17 protein-coding genes are annotated in these 18,458 nt (G+C 62.7%); 6 read left to right on the top strand and 11 right to left on the bottom strand.

The genetic code is table 11. The features are described from left to right. Positions 1 to 3: 3 nt before the first annotated feature. The 7 genes from ACVJNE_RS22545 to ACVJNE_RS22515 form a co-directional block, all read right to left on the bottom strand. Complete coding sequence (locus tag ACVJNE_RS22545; protein WP_499569022.1) at positions 4 to 2,544, bottom strand: sensor histidine kinase; 2,541 nt, start codon at positions 2,542 to 2,544, stop codon at positions 4 to 6. A 210-nt stretch (positions 2,545 to 2,754) separates the two neighbouring features. Then, positions 2,755 to 4,152 carry an adenosylhomocysteinase gene (gene ahcY, locus ACVJNE_RS22540; protein ID WP_499568994.1) on the bottom strand — a complete coding sequence of 466 codons (1,398 nt, stop codon included), beginning with the start codon at positions 4,150 to 4,152 and terminating at the stop codon, positions 2,755 to 2,757. Between the two features lie 143 nt (positions 4,153 to 4,295). Continuing rightward, entirely contained in the window at positions 4,296 to 4,574 is a 279-nt protein-coding gene (locus ACVJNE_RS22535; protein ID WP_499568993.1) for an HPr family phosphocarrier protein, read from the bottom strand. Continuing rightward, the gene (locus ACVJNE_RS22530; protein WP_444726778.1) at positions 4,571 to 4,972 is read right to left on the bottom strand and encodes a PTS sugar transporter subunit IIA; all 402 of its coding nucleotides are present in this window, start codon (positions 4,970 to 4,972) and stop codon (positions 4,571 to 4,573) included. The genes ACVJNE_RS22535 and ACVJNE_RS22530 overlap by 4 nt, the downstream gene beginning before the upstream one ends. 319 nt (positions 4,973 to 5,291) lie before the next feature. Next, on the bottom strand, positions 5,292 to 5,735 hold the full coding sequence (locus ACVJNE_RS22525; protein ID WP_499568992.1) for an HPr kinase/phosphorylase: 444 nt from the start codon (positions 5,733 to 5,735) through the stop codon (positions 5,292 to 5,294). After that, positions 5,735 to 7,516, bottom strand: a complete 1,782-nt coding sequence (locus ACVJNE_RS22520) for a sensor histidine kinase (protein ID WP_499568991.1) — start codon at positions 7,514 to 7,516, stop codon at positions 5,735 to 5,737. The genes ACVJNE_RS22525 and ACVJNE_RS22520 overlap by 1 nt, the downstream gene beginning before the upstream one ends. 30 nt (positions 7,517 to 7,546) lie before the next feature. Then, entirely contained in the window at positions 7,547 to 8,248 is a 702-nt protein-coding gene (locus ACVJNE_RS22515) for a response regulator transcription factor (protein ID WP_499569021.1), read from the bottom strand. Between the two features lie 359 nt (positions 8,249 to 8,607). Here ACVJNE_RS22515 and ACVJNE_RS22510 point away from each other — a divergent pair, with 359 nt between their 5' ends. The 6 genes from ACVJNE_RS22510 (at position 8,608) to ACVJNE_RS22485 (ending at position 15,217) form a co-directional block, all read left to right on the top strand. Continuing rightward, positions 8,608 to 10,218: a phosphoenolpyruvate carboxykinase gene (locus ACVJNE_RS22510; RefSeq protein WP_499568990.1), complete on the top strand. Its 1,611-nt coding sequence runs from the start codon at positions 8,608 to 8,610 to the stop codon at positions 10,216 to 10,218. A 100-nt stretch (positions 10,219 to 10,318) separates the two neighbouring features. Next, positions 10,319 to 10,984: a nitroreductase family protein gene (locus tag ACVJNE_RS22505; RefSeq protein ID WP_499568989.1), complete on the top strand. Its 666-nt coding sequence runs from the start codon at positions 10,319 to 10,321 to the stop codon at positions 10,982 to 10,984. Between the two features lie 165 nt (positions 10,985 to 11,149). Then, positions 11,150 to 13,435 (top strand): methyl-accepting chemotaxis protein, encoded by a 2,286-nt coding sequence (locus tag ACVJNE_RS22500; RefSeq protein ID WP_499568988.1) that lies wholly within the window; start codon positions 11,150 to 11,152, stop codon positions 13,433 to 13,435. Between the two features lie 76 nt (positions 13,436 to 13,511). Beyond that, a complete protein-coding gene (arfB, locus tag ACVJNE_RS22495) occupies positions 13,512 to 13,949 on the top strand; it encodes an alternative ribosome rescue aminoacyl-tRNA hydrolase ArfB (RefSeq protein ID WP_499568987.1) in 438 nt (145 codons plus the stop codon). Between the two features lie 110 nt (positions 13,950 to 14,059). After that, the gene (lysM, locus tag ACVJNE_RS22490) at positions 14,060 to 14,518 is read left to right on the top strand and encodes a peptidoglycan-binding protein LysM (protein ID WP_173188641.1); all 459 of its coding nucleotides are present in this window, start codon (positions 14,060 to 14,062) and stop codon (positions 14,516 to 14,518) included. A 75-nt stretch (positions 14,519 to 14,593) separates the two neighbouring features. Next, complete coding sequence (locus tag ACVJNE_RS22485) at positions 14,594 to 15,217, top strand: alpha-ketoglutarate-dependent dioxygenase AlkB family protein (protein WP_499568986.1); 624 nt, start codon at positions 14,594 to 14,596, stop codon at positions 15,215 to 15,217. On the opposite strand, the gene ACVJNE_RS22480 is transcribed toward ACVJNE_RS22485, so the two are convergent. From ACVJNE_RS22480 to hisF, 4 genes are all read right to left on the bottom strand, one after another. Next, positions 15,177 to 16,112: a phosphatase PAP2 family protein gene (locus ACVJNE_RS22480; protein WP_499568985.1), complete on the bottom strand. Its 936-nt coding sequence runs from the start codon at positions 16,110 to 16,112 to the stop codon at positions 15,177 to 15,179. The genes ACVJNE_RS22485 and ACVJNE_RS22480 overlap by 41 nt on opposite strands. Before the next feature lie 144 nt (positions 16,113 to 16,256). Next, positions 16,257 to 17,216, bottom strand: a complete 960-nt coding sequence (gene coaA / locus ACVJNE_RS22475) for a type I pantothenate kinase (protein WP_173188647.1) — start codon at positions 17,214 to 17,216, stop codon at positions 16,257 to 16,259. 26 nt (positions 17,217 to 17,242) lie between these two features. Next, positions 17,243 to 17,566, bottom strand: a complete 324-nt coding sequence (locus tag ACVJNE_RS22470) for a phosphoribosyl-ATP diphosphatase (RefSeq protein WP_499568984.1) — start codon at positions 17,564 to 17,566, stop codon at positions 17,243 to 17,245. Between the two features lie 21 nt (positions 17,567 to 17,587). After that, the gene (gene hisF, locus ACVJNE_RS22465; protein ID WP_499568983.1) at positions 17,588 to 18,370 is read right to left on the bottom strand and encodes an imidazole glycerol phosphate synthase subunit HisF; all 783 of its coding nucleotides are present in this window, start codon (positions 18,368 to 18,370) and stop codon (positions 17,588 to 17,590) included. Positions 18,371 to 18,458 lie beyond the last annotated feature (88 nt).

Raw genomic sequence — 18,458 nt, 5'->3', positions numbered from 1 at the left:
ACGCTATTCCGCCGCCTCCCGGAATCCTTCCGGCGCCATGGGGAAGCGGCAGATGACCGTTGTGCCGCGGCCTTCACCGGTATCGATCTCGATCGAACCATCATGCAGCTCGACAAAGCTCTTGACGATCGACAGGCCAAGTCCGGCGCCGCGCTCGCGACCCCCATTGGCATGCGGCTCGAACCGACGGAAGATTCCGTCGAGCACATCGGGCGGGATGCCCGGTCCGTCGTCATGAACCCTGAAGGCGACGCCCGCCGGATCGCGCATGCAGGTCAGCTGTATCGTCGATCCTTCCGGCGCATAATTGGCAGCGTTGCTGAGCAGATTGAACAGAATTTGCCGGAGGCGGTTTTCATCTGCGTGGAATGAGGCCGGGGCCTGCTCCAGCTCGATGTCCAGTGCAATGGAATGTTCGCGCAGCCGCTCGGCCACGAGATCTGCTGCGGAGCGCACCGTACGCTCGATGACAACCTCGCTGATCTCCAGCTCCATGATGCCGGCATCGATGGTGGCCAGGTCGAGGATATCGTCCACGATTGTCTCCAGTTCGAAAGACGAGGAGGCGATGTGGTCGACATAGTCGCGCTGGCGCGGATTGAGCGGCCCGGCCGTCTCCTGAGCCAGCAATTCGGTGAACCCGCTGATGCTCGTCAGCGGAGAACGCAGCTCGTAAGAGACGTGGCGGACGAAGTCGTTCTTGAGCTGGTCGGCCCGCTCGAGAGCCTCGTTCTTGTCCTTGAGCATGCGCTCGACGTTCACACTGTCTGTCACATCGATGAACGTCGTCATCACCTGCCCGTTCGGCAGGTGGATAACCGCGAAGCGGAGTACGTTGCCATCATTGAGCTCGACCTGGCCGTGGCGGTCCTGACGGTCCTCGTCGAAGCCGGTCACCGCGGCGGCCAGTTCGCTCCAGGGGCTCGCCTTGGCGAGCGTCTGGCAAGCAGCGCGGATCACGGAGATATGCGTGCCGGCCTTCACCAGCCCCTCGGGCATGCCCCAAAGGTTCGCGAAAGCCGGATTGGAGAGCCGCACGCGCCCATCCGGGCCGAACACGGCGACGCCCTCCGCGAGATTGTCGAGCGTGACGCCCTGGACCCGCACGATCGTGTTGTAGCGGCTTTCCAGATTGATCTTCTCGGTGAGGTTCTCGAACACCCAGGTGACGCCGCCATTGGGCTGCGGGTTGGCGACGACACGCAGGGTACGGCCATCGGGCAGGTGCCACAGATGCTCCTGCGGCTCCACGGCGCGATAGGCCCCCAGTAGGTTCTCCTTCCAGCGGCGCCATTCGGGCTGCTCGGCAAGCTTGCCGTCGCTGCGCAACCTGTCGAGCAGCAACGTGTTGTCGGGCCGGCTTTCCAGGAAGGACAGATCGAGCTCCCAGAGCTTCTGGAAGGCCTGGTTGAAGAAGCGCAGCTTCTGGTCCGTATCGAATATCGCGACCGCCGTGTTGAGCTGGTCAAGCGTATCGGCATGGCTGCGGACCGTACGCTCGTGCTCCTCGCGGATCGTTTCGACATCGCTGACATCGCAAGCCAGCCCTGCGGAACCCTCGCCGTCGACCACGTCCGTAACCGTGAAGATGCGCCGATCGCCGCCGATCACGGTCGACAGGCGTTGCGCGAAGACGGGCGACGAAAGGTGATCGCGCGCGATCTGCTCGCGTGCGCTGGTTCCAAGGAATTCGCGGCTTTCGTTGATGGCTGCCGCAGCGTTTGCTGCTTCCACCGCCTGCGCATAGGCCGCATTCACCCATTGCAGCCTGCCGTCGCCGCCGCGTAGCCAGGCGGGCATCGCGAGCGCATCCAGAAGCTTCAGGACCGTTTCGTGCTCGCCGCGCAGTTGCTGATGCTCGATGCGCAATTCCGCATGTTCGCGCCGTGCATCGGAAAGTGTGAGAAAACGCACCGCGACATGGTTGGCAGCGATGCGTCCCTGTACCTCGAGAAAAGCCCTCTTGTTGGTCTCGACAACGAGATCGAAGGTCTGCTTTTCCTCCCGCAAGGAGGAAATTGCGCGCTCGAGACGGGCGGCGCTGCGCGGGGCGAGCCATTTGCCAAACGCCAGAAACGTGGCGCGATCCTCAGGTGCATCAGCGCGGGAGAGGGAGCCAACCAGCTCCGGTTTCCGTTCGTCGCCGAACCAGACGAGGATGCGCTGATCCTTCAGGTTCAGCAAGGCCTCTGCGCGCTGGAGCGCATTGCCGATCTCGGCCACACGTTCGCGAAGGCTCACATTCTCGCTGGCCGTCCGGGCCCGTTCGCGTATCAGCAGGATCGCCGACAGGATGGCCGCTCCGGTAATACCCGCGAACAGCGCAAGCTGGACGACGTCCATGGTGCTGACTGGTATCTTGGTTGCGAGCTGGATCGCGTTTTCCTGCGCGAGCGCCGAGGACGACCAAACAGTGCCCAGAAGCGCCGACAGGCGAACGGCAACCAGCTTCCGTCGCTTCACACGCAATCCCGGACCGACGCTGGAATCGCTCCGGTCGCCGGTGCCGGATTTCTCCGCATCCAGTCGCTGCCCGCCTGGCATCTTCAAATGTCCTCTCCGCCGCACGAGCGCCAGATTCGCCAAGAATGGACGCACCCTTTTCGGTTTCCCCTCACCAGAAACGGACGCGTCACGAATCACATCACTGTACCGTGTGACCGAATCGCCGTGAAGGCGAACGGCGCGCAAAAAAAGACCGGGCGACAAAGTCAATCGCCCGGCCTCAATATATTGTGGTGAATGGTTAATAAATCAGTAGCGGTAGTGTTCGGGCTTGTACGGGCCCTGCTGGGTCACACCGATATAAGCGGCCTGTTCGCTGGACAGCTCGGTGAGCTTCGCACCGACCTTGTCCAGATGTAGCCGGGCGACCTTCTCGTCGAGGTGCTTTGGCAGCACATAGACCTCGTTCTTGTACTGCTCGCCCTTGGTCCAGAGTTCGATCTGCGCCAAAACCTGGTTGGTGAAGGACGCCGACATCACGAAGCTCGGATGGCCGGTGGCGTTGCCGAGATTGAGCAGTCGGCCTTCCGACAGCAGGATGATGCGGTTGCCGCCCGGAAACTCGACCAGGTCGACCTGCGGCTTGACGTTGGTCCACTTGAGATTACGCAGCGCCTCGACCTGGATCTCGTTGTCGAAGTGGCCGATGTTGCCGACGATCGCCATGTCCTTCATCTTGCGCATATGGTCGATCGTGATGACGTCCTTGTTGCCGGTCGTCGTGATCACGATGTCGGCGCTCGCGGCGGCGTCGTCCAGCGTGACGACCTCGTAGCCGTCCATCGCAGCCTGCAGGGCGCAGATCGGATCGACCTCCGTGACCTTGACCCGGGCGCCTGCTCCGCGCAGCGAGGCGGACGAACCCTTGCCGACATCACCGTACCCACAGACGACCGCGACCTTGCCGGCCATCATCGTGTCGGTCGCGCGGCGAATGCCGTCGACCAGCGATTCCTTGCAGCCGTACTTGTTGTCGAACTTGGACTTCGTGACCGAGTCGTTGACGTTGATGGCCGGGAACGGAAGCAGCCCCTTCTTCTGGAGCTGATAAAGGCGGTTGACGCCGGTGGTCGTCTCTTCGGTGACGCCCTTGATCGCCTGACGCTGCTTGGTGAAGAAGCCGGGCGTCGCTTCCATGCGCTTCCTGATCTGCGCGAAGAGGATTTCCTCCTCCTCGTTGCCCGGCTTGGAAAGCACATCCTCGCCTGCTTCCGCGCGGGCGCCGATCAGAATGTACATGGTGGCATCGCCGCCATCGTCGAGGATCATGTTGGAGAGGCCGCCATCGGCCCACTGGAAGATGCGGTCGGTATATTCCCAATACTGGGTCAGGCTCTCGCCCTTAACCGCGAAGACCGGGGTGCCGGCGGCGGCAATGGCGGCGGCGGCGTGGTCCTGCGTCGAGAAGATGTTGCACGAGGCCCAGCGCACTTCGGCGCCGAGCGCCTGCAGCGTCTCGATCAGCACGGCGGTCTGGATGGTCATGTGGAGGGAGCCGGTGATGCGCGCGCCCTTGAGCGGCTGGCTGTCGCCGAACTCCTCGCGGCTGGCCATCAGGCCGGGCATTTCCGTTTCAGCGATCTCGATCTCCTTGCGGCCCCAGTCCGCAAGTGAAATGTCGGCGACGATATAATCCTGCGCGCTCATGGCGTTCACTCCAAATCCGGTGAAATCAGCGCGCTCGGGCGTGTATACAGGGCGCGCCAGTCTGGCCCGCCGAGTAGCAGAAAACCGCATTTGCGGCAATAGGACATAAAGAAATCTTTATCCGTGCATGTGAAGCGCTGGCGTCAGCACTCCTCGCCGAAACGGGAGGCGACCAGATCGGCAAGCGCGTCCATCAGCTCCGCGGCCTGGGGCCCGCTTGCGCTGACGCTGATGGTACAACCAGGGCTTGCGGCCAGCATCATCAACCCCATGATGGACGTGCCGCCGACCTTCACGCCATCCTTTTCGACCGCCACTGCCGCGTCGTAGCCGCTGACAAGCTGGACGAAACGGGCCGAGGCGCGCGCATGCAGCCCGCGCTTGTTGACGATCGTGAGTTCCCTGTTGATTACGCCGGTCATTTACCGCTCAAGAGCTGGCTCGCGACATTGATGTATTTGCGGCCCGCCATCTGGCCTTCCTGAAGAGCTGCCGCCATATCGTCACCGGCCCGCACGCTTGTCAGCTTGATCAGCATCGGCAGGTTCACGCCGGCGATCACCTCGACCTTGCCGGAGCTCATCACGGATATAGCGAGATTGGAGGGCGTGCCGCCGAACATATCGGTCAATATGATCACACCTGTCCCGGTGTCCGCGCGCGCGACGGCATCTACAATGTCGGTGCGACGCTGCTCCATATCATCGTCAGCGCCGATCGAGACGGTCTCGAAGTTTTTCTGCGGGCCCACCACGTGTTCGACCGCGTGACGAAATTCCTCGGCCAGGCGGCCATGCGTGACGAGTACGAGACCGATCATGCCGGCAACCAGCCCCGGCAGATGCGGGAACGTTGAACAGGCGATGATCGTTTCGAGGAGTCCTCGCCGGGCCTACAATAGCCACCGGCATCATCAGAATTGATCAACAATCACTCCCGTCACACGCGCTTGCGCTGCCATTCGTGACCCGCGCAATCCGACTTTGCCCCAAACCCCTGCTTCCGGATAACGCGGCGCGCGGAGCCAGACGGCAAGGTGCGCTATCTTGTCAGCGGTTTAACCTTTGACAAGCCCAAATTTGCACCAAACAAGGCCAAATTGCCGCAGTTTTGCGCAAAGTCTGGCAACAACGGACCAGCTACCCCGGCTCGCCGGCTAACCAGGCGAGAATGGCAGGGACGTTCGCCTCGACATTACGTTCCGGCAGCGCGAGGCACGGCAGATAAACGCCGAGCACCGTTTCGGACAGCGCTTCGCGATGGCGCGGCGCGGCGGCGGGTTCGACCAGTGCTACCGTTCGGTCCATCACCGCCCGCTTCTCGAACGCAGCCCGCGCCGGCCCATACCCGCGCAACTCCATCAGGCCGGCGATCGGATCGGGCGCTTCGGCAACAAGACGTACCCCAAAACTCTCCACCCAGACCTGATCGTCCGAAACCAGCACCGCGAAGTCTCCGCGGGCGTGCAGAGTCTCAACAAGACGGGCACCCAGCAGCGTCTTCCCGGCGCCCGAGCGCCCGGTAATCAGGAGGCCGCTTTCGCCGGCCACGAGTGCGGTCGCGTGAAGATTGGTCCGGCCCATCAGGCTTCGGCGGGCAAGGTGACGATGAAGCGCGCACCTTGGTACTGACCTGGCTTGGCGCCTGGAATATTCTCGGCGGTGAGGCGGCCGCCGTGCGCCTCGACGATCTGGCGGCTGATTGACAGGCCCAGTCCCGAATTCTGGCCGAACGCCTCGCTCGAGGGACGATCAGTGTAGAACCTCTCGAAGATCCGCTCGATATCGTCAACCGTAATACCCGGGCCGTTGTCTTCGACAGTGACAACCACGTGCCGCGTCGTGCGCGACAGCGTGATTACGATGCGTCCATCGTCTTCCGGCACGAACGAGCGCGCGTTTTCGATCAGGTTCGTGAGCACCTGGCCAAGCCGCAGATCGTGACCTGCGACAAAGAAATCGCGCGCCGGCTGATCCTTCTTGGCGGTGCGAACCTCGATCGCCACGTTCTTCTTCTCACGGCGTGCCTCGCGAGAGGCCTCAGCGATTTCGGTAATCAGTTTCAGCAGGTCGACACGACGACCATCCTCGCGGGCGAGCTCAGCATCGAGACGCGATGCATCCGAGATGTCGGTGATGAGCCGGTCGAGGCGGCGAACATCGTGCTGGATCACCTCAAGAAGGCGCGCCCGTGACTCCTCCGTCTTGGCCAGTGGCAGGGTTTCGACCGCGCTGCGCAGCGATGTAAGCGGGTTCTTCAGCTCATGGCTGACATCGGCGGCAAAACTCTCGATCGCCTCGATGCGCGCATAGAGCGCGTTCGTCATGTCCCGCAGCGCCACGGACAGATTGCCGATTTCATCCTGCCTGTCGGAAAAGTCGGGAATCTCCTCACGGTTCTTCACACCGCGCCTGACCCTGACGGCGGCCGCCGCCAGGCGGCGCAGCGGATTTGCGATCGTGGAAGCCAGCAACATGGACAGGATGGCGTTGACCAGGGCAGCCACGCCGAAAACCCTGAGAATGGCGCGCTGCTCGGCGGCCACGATCTTGTCGATGTCCCCACCCTGGGTCGACAGCATCAACACACCGAGCACGGCCCGGAAGCGCTGGACCGGCACCGCGACGGAAACGATCTGTTCCCCCTGATCGCTGCGGCGCACGATGAAGGACGGACTGCCCTGCAGGGCCTGCATGACTTCGGGATAGGCTGTGCCGCTGCCGCCGGGCTGTTCGTGGTAAAGTGGCAGGTCGGAGCGCCGGAAGAGGCTGAGCAGAAGCTTTTCGGCCCGCTCCAGCAGGCCCGGCTTTTCTTCCTCAACGGGCGGAAGGCCGTAACGCAGGATCTGGCCGCGCGAATAGAGCGCGCGTGAATCGAGCAGCAGATTGGCGTCGCGGTCGAAAATGCGCGCCCGCGTCAGCGTCGGCGAAATCAGGCGACGCAGGACCGGCGCGACCCGTTCCGGGTTTATGGGGAAGTGCAGGCTGTCCAGTTGCCCCGATCCCGGCGGCAGGCTTTCTCCCGCTTGAAGCTCCAGAAGTTTCTCGGGATCGATTGTGATCGAATCGGTCTCGACCGTCGCCGACGCGGCAATCGCGCTGGCGATGATCTCGCCCTGGATCATCAGGCTTTCGATCCGCGCCTGAACGAGCCCGTCGCGGAACTGGTTGATGTACAGAATGCCGACGACCATGACCCCGAGCGCGGCCAGGTTCAGAACGAGGATACGGCGCGTCAGGCTGGAGAAGACATAATGGCCCAGCACCCGCCTGACCGGCACCAGAACGTGCCGGCTCAAGGGCCTGGACCCGCGCTTCACCTCGGACTTTGCCCCGGTGACGCCTCTTTCGATGTCTGCCGCCATTCAGCCCTGCAGTAGCCTACCCCGCGAGCATCATGCCTCGCGGAAGCGGTAGCCTACCCCATAAAGCGTCTCGATCATGTCGAAATCGTCGTCGACGGCCTTGAACTTCTTGCGCAGCCGCTTGATGTGGCTGTCGATGGTGCGGTCGTCGACATAGACCTGCTCGTCGTAAGCAGAATCCATAAGCGCATCGCGGCTCTTGACCACGCCGGGGCGCTGCGCCAGCGAATGCAGGATAAGGAATTCAGTGACCGTCAGCGTAACCGGTTCGCCCCGCCACGTGCAGGTGTGACGCTCCTGGTCCATGACAAGCTGGCCGCGCTCCAGCGAGCGCGCCTGCTGCCCGGTGGTCTTGGCGCCTGCCTCACGCGCATTGGCGCGGCGCAGAACGGCACGGACACGCTCGACCAGCAGCCTTTGCGAGAACGGTTTGCGGATAAAGTCGTCGGCACCCATCTTGAGACCGAAGAGCTCGTCGATCTCGTCGTCCTTGGAGGTGAGGAAGATCACCGGCATATCGCTCTTCTGGCGCAGACGGCGCAGCAGCTCCATGCCGTCCATGCGGGGCATCTTGATATCGAAGATAGCGAGATTGGGGGGCCTTGCGGAAAGGCCTTCCAGCGCCGAGGCGCCATCCGTATAGGTCTCGACCCGATAGCCTTCGGACTCCAACGCGATCGAAACTGACGTCAGGATGTTCCGGTCGTCATCGACAAGCGCGATCGTTGCCATTTCAAGTGGCTCCCTCATGAGCGGGTGTCCCTTCCTGCATCGAGAAGGGGCTGTAGACGGACAAATTGGGTACAAATTGTGGCATGCCTTTTCCCCGCATGCACGTCCGGCGCGATAAAGGCAAGCGGCCCTTCCGCTTCGCCGGCCTGTCAGTCTTCGGCCAATATGTATCGGCCGCTGGAAGATTTAAACAGTTACAACCGATTTAAACAGAACTGAAAATCTTTAAATCGATTAATGATTTGAAATCAATGAGTTTTTCTGTTTCTGAACCTTTCACCTCCAGATCGGGCGCGTTTTTTGCGGCAGCGGCGGGAGGGGAAAGTATCTCGGTTCGGCTCCGGTCCTTGGTGGTAGAGATGACAGAAATCGGCCTGCGCAATCCCGACAATGGGATCGACACCTGCGGTTTGAAGACCTCGGGCACCGTTCACTACAATCTTGGTCCCGCCGAGCTGGTCGAGCACGCGGTTCGTCGCGGCGAAGCGAGGCTGACGGCCCACGGTGCACTTGTCGCCACAACGGGACAGCACACGGGGCGTTCCCCGAAAGACAAGTTCGTCGTGCGGGATGCGAACACCGACGCGCAGGTCTGGTGGGACAACAACAAGCCAATGTCGCCGGAGCAGTTTGCGCTCCTGCACGAAGATTTCCTCGCTCATGCAGCGAAGCTCGATCTCTACGTCCAGGATCTCGTCGGCGGCGCGGACGAGACGAACAGCCTGCCGACACGTGTCGTCACTGAATATGCCTGGCATTCGCATTTCATTCGCAATTTGCTGATCCGCCCCGGGCGCGAGACCCTTCCCAGCTTCGCGCCCAAGATGACGATCATCGACCTGCCGTCGTTCAGGGCCGATCCTGCCCGACATGGCTGCAGGACCGATACGGTCATCGCGATCGACTTCGCACGCATGGTGGTGCTGATCGGCGGCACGTCTTACGCCGGCGAGATGAAGAAGTCGGTCTTCACAGCGTTGAACTACCTGCTGCCGGCGCGCGGCGTGATGCCCATGCACTGCTCGGCCAATGAAGGGCCGCAAGGCGACGCGGCAGTGTTCTTCGGCCTGTCCGGCACCGGCAAGACCACGCTTTCGGCCGATCCACGACGCACGCTCATCGGCGACGACGAGCATGGCTGGGGCGAAGATGGCATCTTCAATTTCGAAGGCGGCTGCTACGCCAAGACCATCAAGCTTTCGGCCGAGGCAGAGCCTGAGATTTTCGCGACGACGCGGCGCTTTGGCACCGTACTTGAAAACGTCGTGCTGGACGACAATCGCGTGCCGGACTTCGACGACGGCTTGCTCACCGAGAACACGCGCTGCGCCTACCCGCTCGACTTCATCCCCAATGCCAGCGCCACGGGGCGGGCTGGTCATCCGAAGAACATCATCATGCTGACCGCCGATGCATTCGGCGTGATGCCGCCCATTGCCAGGCTGACGCCGGCTCAGGCGATGTACCACTTTCTTTCAGGCTACACGGCCAAGGTCGCCGGGACCGAAAAGGGCGTGACCGAGCCCGAGGCGACCTTCTCCACCTGCTTCGGCGCACCGTTCATGCCGCGTCATCCTTCCGAATATGGCAACCTGCTGCGCGATCTCATTGCGCGCCACCGCGTCGACTGTTGGCTCGTCAACACCGGCTGGACAGGCGGCGCCTACGGTGTCGGCAGCCGCATGCCGATCAAGGCGACCAGAGCGCTGCTTTCGGCCGCGCTTGACGGCTCGCTGAACGAGGCGGAATTCCGCACCGACGCCAATTTCGGCTTCGAGGTGCCGGTTTCGGTGCCGGGTGTCGATGCGTCGATCCTCGATCCGCGGTCGACCTGGGCGGACAAGGAGGCCTACGACCGTCAGGCCAAGCGCCTGGTGGGGATGTTCATCGACAACTTTGGCAAGTTCGAAGCCCATGTCGACGCAAGCACGCTGAGCGCCGCGCCCCGGCTGCAAGAAGCGGCTGAATAGGGACCGTCCGCTGCAACTTTCATGAAGGCCCGGCTCAAAGCCGGGCCTTTTCTTTGCGTTGCGGTCATGATTGCATGCGGAAAATGGGAGGAAACCGTCGATGCTCGCTATGCACAAGCCCTTGGTCTTCGCCGGCTACTCGCCGGAAGAAATGTCGACCCGCGCAGCCGATTTTCGCGCGTTGATGGACAGGCGACGCACGGTGCGCGATTTCTCCTCGCGGCCCGTGCCCAAGAAACTGATCGAGGATTGCGTGATGACGGCTGCCACAGCCCCATCGGGCGCAAATCAGCAGCCGTGGACGTTCGTGTGCATCAACGAACCCGGACTCAAAAGCCAGATCAGGGTGGCGGCCGAAAAGGAGGAGCGCGACTTCTATAGCGGCCGCGCATCGACCGAATGGCTGGATGCGCTCGCCCCGCTTGGCACCGATGCAGACAAGCCGTTCCTCGACACCGCGCCCTGGCTGATTGCCATCTTCGCGCAACGCTACGGGCTGGGTCCGGATGGCAAACGTGCCAAGCACTATTATGTGCCGGAATCGGTCGGCATCGCTACCGGCCTGCTGATCGCCAGCCTGCACAATGCCGGTCTTGCGACGCTGACCCACACACCGTCGCCGATGGGCTTTCTGAACGAGATCTGCGGCAGGCCGGAGCACGAAAAGGCACTGATCCTGCTCGTGGCCGGCTATCCCGCCGACGAGGCCAAGGTGCCGGACATCAAGCGCAAGCCGGTCGAGGACGTCATCGTCTGGAAAGACTAGCCCCGTAGCGGGAAAGGCCAATCTGGCGACATCTCGGCGGTTCACCGAGATTTAATCTATTGCGCGTCTTCTGGCGGCGAGGGTCCGGGCACGCATCGCCCGGCCAGACATGATGTCGAACCTCCGCCGGCGCCGGCATTCCAGACCTTATCTCATCAGATTTCCATGCCCGGGACCGCTTCGGTCGCCGGATGCCGCTCCGAAGGCTCGACCATGAACCTGTTCGCGTTTCGCATTTCCCATCGCATCGCGCTGATTGCCCTGGTGGGCGTAGTCGGTGTGCTGGCCGTTGCCGGGCTTCTTGTCTACGAGCGCAGTCTCATCAGTCAGATCGATGCGACGGCTTCTCAGGCGAACCAGGCCGCAGCGGTGACCAGCGAGCTTCAGATCGGTCTCCTCGAACTGCGTCGGAACGAAAAGGATTTCTTCCTGAGCCGTGACGAGAAATACGTCGAGATGCATGCGGCGCGCAGTGAAGAGGTCGCCAGGTCGCTCGAAACGATCGAGGCGATCATCGCTCGCAACCAGCAGCGCGACTTGCCCGGCGAAGGCGTTCTGACACAGGGTTACCAGCGCTATCTCCAGGCGTTTGGCGAAGCCGCGGAGGTGACCCGACGGCTCGGCGTGAGTGCCGAAAAGGGCCTGCAAAGCGAGCTCCGCGCGGCAACCGGCTTTCTCTCCGAGCAGCTCGCGCGCATTCCCTATCCCGCGCTGAAGGTCGATGTGGCGCAAATCTTCAACCGCGAAAAGGATTTCGTGGTCACGCCAAGCGAGCAGAACCGCGCCCGCGTGGCCGAGGCAATCGAGACCCTGCGCTCCCGCCCCGGCGGTGTTTTCGGCTCCTCGAGTGGCCATATGGCGGTTATGGCGACGCTGGATGCCTATGAGGCGACCTTCAAGGATTTTGCCGACGCTTCGGCGCGCAGCCAGGAGCTTGATGCCGAGGTGTCGGAGAGCTTTTCGGCGATCGAGCCGGTCTTCGACCGCATCCGCGCGGAGATCGAGAACGTGCGCGGTGACGTGAGTGCTGCGCGCATCAACGCAACGACCTCGATCGAACGCATGGTCATGGTGGCGGTCGGGGGTGTGCTGTTCGCTGTCGTCGTCTGTGGCTTCCTCGTCTGGCGTTCCGTCGCTCTTCCCATCTCCCGCACGGCGCGTTCGATGCGCGCACTCGCCTCCGGCGAACTGGACGTGGAGATACCGGGGCTCGGCCGCCGCGACGAAATCGGCGAGATCGCCGACGCTTTCCAGCTCTTCCGCGAAAACACGATCCGCAAGGTCAACGAGGAACGCGACGCCGCGGAAGCACGCCAGCGCGAAGCGCGCGAGCGCGGTGAACTCGAGCGCGATGAGAAGGAACGCCAGGCGCGCGCGCTGCAGCATGCGGTGGACGTGCTTGCAGATGGCCTGAGCCGGCTGGCAGACGGCGACGTTGCCCAGCGGATCGATGAACCGTTCACGGCATCGATGGAAAGGCTGCGGGCCGACTTCAACAACTCGGTCGCAAGATTGCAGGCCGCGTTGCAGACGGTTGGCGAAAACGCCAAGGCGATCCATGCCGGCTCGGACGAAATCCGGAACGCGTCCGACGATCTTTCGAAGCGTACCGAACAACAGGCGGCATCCGTCGAGCAGACTGCGGCTGCGCTGGAGCAGCTCGTCACGACGGTCCGCGATTCCAGCCGACGCGCCGAGGAAGCAGGCGCGCTGGTTGCCCGCACGCGGACCGGGGCAGAGCGTTCCGGCGCCATCGTGCAGGACGCGGTCGCGGCGATGGATCGCATCGAGGCCTCGTCGACGCAGATCAGCACCATCAACGGCGTCATCGACGAGATCGCCTTCCAGATCAGCCTGCTCGCGCTCAATGCCGGGATCGAGGCGGCACGTGCCGGCGAGGCCGGCCGCGGCTTTGCGGTGGTTGCACAGGAAGTGCGCGACCTCGCCCAGCGGGCCGCCAATGCAGCCAAGGAAATCAATACGCTCATCACCACGTCTGGCGAACATGTCCGCTCCGGTGTCGATCTGGTGGGCGAGGCGGGCGAGGCACTGCGCACCATCGTCTCGGAGGTGCAGGAGATCAGCACCAATGTCGTGGCGATCGTCGAGGCGTCCCGCGAACAGGCAACCGGCCTCAACGAGATCAACATTGCCGTCAATCGAATCGACCAGGGCACGCAGCAGAACGCCGCGATGGTCGAGCAGTCGACGGCAGCAAGCCACAAACTCGCTAGCGAAGCCTCGGCGCTCAACGCTTTGCTGGCGCAGTTCAAACTGGGGCGCGAAGCACCCGCCACTAGCTTGCGCGAGCCCACATCCGCGCCCAGGAGCCCGACGGCCGGAATCCGCGCCGTCGGTCAGCGCCTCGCCGTTGCGTTCCGGGGCGGCTCCGGTGCTGCCGTGGCGCAGGCCATCACGCCTGCGGACGAGGCTGGTTGGGAAGAATTCTGACCGGGGTTTCCGCGCCGGCAGCGCCGTTCTATGTAGTGTTCGCCCGTATTGCGGGTTCGGACACGGAACAGCGGCCATGAACGCGGACAGGGGATTGCATATCGCGCCGGGCGTCGAGATCGGCGCAGACGAGCTCGAGGAGCAGTTCATCCGTTCCTCCGGGCCCGGCGGCCAGAACGTCAACAAGGTCGCCACCGCCGTGCAGCTTCGGTTTGACGCAGCCAATGCGCCCGGCCTGCCGGAAAGGGTGCGCGAACGCGCGCTCAAGCTCGCCGGGCAGCGCGCGACCAAGGATGGCGTCATCGTCATCGAGGCTGGACGCTTCCGCACACAGGAGCAGAACCGGGCGGATGCGCGGGCGCGGCTTGCCGCACTGCTGGCAAAGGCCGCGGAGCCGCCGCCCAAACCGCGTAAAAAGACCAAACCATCAAAAGGCGCGGTCGAGCGACGGCTGAAGGAAAAGGCCGGCCGCTCCGGCATCAAGAAAATGCGCGGCAAGGTTGCTCCCGACTGACCCTCGGCGGAGGTCGCCGAAGCGAAATCCTTGCTTTTCTTTTCGGTTTCGCTGGGCCAATGTCGCCCAAGGGGCGATTATTTCTTTGCAGATCACAAGGAGACTGCGGCATGGGCCTGTTCAGTTTTGCGAAATCCATCGGAAAAAAGCTCGGCTTCGGCGACGACGAGGAACCCAAGGTTGAGGAACTCAAAAAGGAACTCGACTCACACGGACTCGGCACCGACAAGGTGCAGGTTGAAGTTGTCGGCGGAAAGGCCGTTCTGAAGGGCTCCGTTGCCGACCAGGCGACGCTGGAAAAGGCCGTCATCGCGATCGGCAACACCGCCGGCGTCGAGGCGGTCGAAACCGAACTGGTCGTCGAGGACGCGCCCGACAAGGCCGAGAAGGAGCCAACGCTCTACACCGTGGTGAAGGGCGACAACCTCTGGAAGATCGCCGAGCGCCACTACGGCAAGGGCAAGGGCACCAAGCACACGCTCATCTTCGAGGCCAACAAGCCGATGCTCAGCGACCCGGACAAGATCTATCCTGGACAGGTGCTACGGATCCCGCCGCTGGAAGGCTGACAGCCAGTATCATCTCTTGAAAATATTCCTATCCGGCGGCTATCATGCCGCCGGATTTGTTTTTACGGTGATCTGATGGCTCAGGCTCTACCGCAAGGTGTCAGGCACATACCTGACTTTCTCGACCGCACGGCCCAGGAGGCGCTGCTGGAGGATATCCGCGCGGTGGTGCAGGCAGCGCCACTCTATGTGCCCACCATGCCGCGCACCGGAAAGCCGATGAGCGTTCGCATGACAAATTGCGGCTCACTCGGCTGGGTGACCGACAAGGAGCATGGCTACCGCTATCAGCCGACCCATCCGGTGACGGGCGAACCATGGCCGCCAATCCCCGAGCCGCTGATGGAGCTGTGGCGGCAAGTGGCCCAATACGACGCGCCACCGGAGGCATGTCTCGTTAACTTCTACGAGACGGGTGCGAAGATGGGCCTGCATCAGGATAGCGACGAGCAGGCTTTTGACGCACCGGTTCTTTCGGTCTCGCTGGGCGACACCTGCCGGTTCCGGGTGGGAGAAACGACACGCGGGGGGCGCACGTTATCCTTCAAACTCGCCAGTGGCGATCTGGTGGTGCTGGGCGGGGAGGGACGCCTCGCCTTCCACGGCGTCGACCGGATCTATCCGGCGACCTCGACGCTCCTGAAGAATGGCGGCCGCATCAACCTGACGCTGCGGCGTGTGACGAAGCCCGCGCCCTGAGCGCGGCAAAAGCGCGGCGAACAGCTCTCGCCACCACGCTTTGCGATTCTGTCTGCCTGTAGAAGACGAGCGTCGCGATACCGATGCACAGTCCCGCTGTGCCCAATCCGGCAATTACATCGATAAGATAGTGGCTGCCGTGAGACACGGCAGAGACAGCCATCGCAACGTTGAGAACCAGCATCGGATATCGAAGAAGCTTTACATCCCATGCAGCCCACGCGCAGATCGCGGCGACGGCTGCGTGAACGGACGGGAACGTTAGTATTCCGGCACTTTCACTTGCGACTATGGTGAATGTGCCAGGGGCCCGCACCGCATGAAACTGCTCAAGAAAGAAGTAGCCGAACTTGGCGTTGATGCTGATCAGGTCGCCTTGACCTATGCCGTAGAGCACATAGGCCCCGACCGCGGGAAACCAAATGCCGATGACGCTGGAGATCAGGCCGACAAGCGCATAGGCAAAAACCATTGCATAGGCACGACATGATTTGCCAGCCAGCGCCAACAACCCGGGCAGCACCAACAACTGGAACGGAAAAGAAGCGTAGGCACGACCAAGCGCTTCTGAGAGGCTGGGGCGTGCATCCACAAACGCAACGAAAGCGCGCCAGTCAAATCCAAGACTTTCATCCATCGCGGCCAAGGCACCGTCCGCGAGAGGCATGTTCACCCGCATCGCCGCGTAGGTCCATACGAGGATGGGCAGAGCCAACGCCAAGACTGCGGCAACGCAATCGAAGGTGGCCGGCAAAACTGCCATCCTGCGCCAGCGTACATAGATCATGAACGGGATCAGAAAGGCGATGACCCCGAAACCGCCGTGAATCGATGAAAAGCTGATTCCCAGATCGGTTGCAGCCAGCGCGGGCAACGTCAGCAGATATGCAGCCACGACAGTTCCCAGAATCATCCTCGCTGCAATCTTATCGGCTATAGGATGCATCAGCTCCCCCTGTCGCGAGCTTCGACACGTAAGCCAGAAAGATTAAATGCAAATGGAGACTGACTGCCCGCGCTACTGGAGTGTGCGCTTGGGTTAAAGTTTTCTTAGCGCAACTTCCTCAATCAGATGGTTGGCGCCCTTGCGTAGGACGAGGTCGGCGCGCGGCCGCGTCGGCAGGATGTTTTCCCTGAGGTTCTTGAGGTTGATGTTGGCCCACAACCCCTCGGCGATGGCGCGCGCGGCCTCTTCCGAAAGCTGCGAATAGCGATGGAAGAAGGATTCGGGGTTCTTGAAGGCCGTTTCGCGCAATCGCATGAAACGGTCGATATACCAGTGGTGCACCATGTTCTCGTCCGCATCGATGTAGATCGAGAAATCGAAGAAATCGGAAACGAACGGCACGAACTTCCCGTCCTGCGGCAGGTCGCGTGTCTGTAAGACGTTGATACCCTCGAAGATCAGGATGTCGGGCCGGTCGATAGTCACATAGGCGCCGGGTAGCACGTCATAGGTCATGTGCGAATAGAGCGGCGCCTGCACGTCCGGCTGGCCGGACTTGATGGCCGACAGGAACCGCAGCAGCGCGCCGACGTCGTAGCTTTCCGGGAAGCCCTTGCGCTCCATCAGGTTTTCGCGCCGCAGCACCTCGTTGGGCAGCAGAAAACCGTCGGTCGTCACCAGGTCGACCTTGGGGCTCGACGGCCAGCGCTGCAGCAACTCCTTCAGCACGCGCGCCGTGGTCGATTTGCCCACGGCCACGGACCCGGCGATGCCGATGATGAACGGCGTCTTGACCGCGTTGTCGGAATTGAAGAACACGCGGCGCTGCCGGAAGAGGAGCTGGCTTGCCTCGACATGGGCGGAAAGCAGCCGCGACAAGGTCAGGTAAATGCGCCTGATCTCGTCGAGATCGACCGGGTCGTTCAGCGAACGCAACCGGCGCACCTCGTCTTCCGCCAGCGTCAGCGGCGTGTCGGCGCGAAACTCTGCCCAGCGTTCGGCGGAGAAGATGCGATACGGTGAGTATTTCTCGCCGGGCGTCAGTTGGTCCATCGGCATTCGTCCCTGCCCCGGCTCCCTCAGCCAGAATTGCGCGCGGCCTTCTCGGCAACGCCCGAGCGGTTCGTGCGCGCCTCGAGCTCGGCCAGCACTTCATCGAGGCTCACGCCGGACAGCGAGAGCACCACCAGCCAATGATAGAGCAGATCGGCGCTTTCGGAGATCACCGCGTCGCGCTCGCCCTTGACGGCGGCAATGACGGTTTCTACCGCCTCCTCGCCCATCTTCTGGGCGGCCTTGTCGATGCCCTTGGCAAAGAGCCGGGCCGTCCAGGAATCGTCTGCGCCCGAGCTGCCACGCTCGGCCACGATCGTCTCCAGATCTTTCAGCGAGAACCCTGACAAGGGTGTCTTTCCTCCCGACATTCAGGCCGCGTCGAGCCGCATCGGCAGGCCTGCTTTTGCCATGTGCGCCTTGGCCTGCGCAATGGTGAAGGTGCCGAAATGGAAGATCGAGGCCGCCAGAACGGCGGTCGCGTGGCCGTCGCGGATGCCCTCGACCAGATGGTCCAGCGTGCCGACGCCGCCAGACGCGATGACCGGCGCGCGCACCGCATCGGCGACTGCGCGGGTCAGGGCCAGATCATAGCCCGCCTTGGTGCCGTCGCGATCCATGGAGGTCAGCAGGATCTCGCCCGCACCGAGATCGACGACCTTACGGGCGAACTTGACCGCGTCAATGCCGGTGGCCTGTCGCCCGCCATGGGTGAAGATTTCCCAGCGATCCGCCTCGTCGGCCTGTGAGACCTTCTTGGCGTCGATGGCGACGACGATGCACTGGTTGCCGAACTTGTCGGCCGCTTCGGCGACGAAGTCGGGGTTCTTCACCGCCGCGGTGTTGATCGACACCTTGTCGGCCCCCGCCAGCAGCAGCTTGCGGATGTCGGCCACCGCGCGCACGCCGCCGCCGACGGTGAGCGGCATGAAGCAGTGATCGGCTGTGCGGGCGATCACGTCGAAGATGGTTTCGCGATTGTCCGACGATGCGGTGATGTCGAGGAAGCACAGCTCATCGGCGCCGGCTGCGTCATAGGCCCTGGCCGATTCCACCGGGTCGCCGGCATCGATCAGGTCGACAAAGCTGACGCCCTTGACGACGCGGCCGTCCTTGACGTCCAGACAGGGAATGACGCGCGCCTTAAGGGTCAAAGGACGGCCTCCATTTTCGTTTGCGCGTCCTCGCCGCTACGCGGCTGCGGGCGACGCGGGCCGTCCTTGACGTTGAGGTAGGGGATGA

The organism is Mesorhizobium sp. DxT, assembly GCF_058448885.1.
The sequence above is the reverse complement of the archived record's forward strand: the minus strand, read 5'-3'. Positions and strand labels throughout refer to the sequence as shown.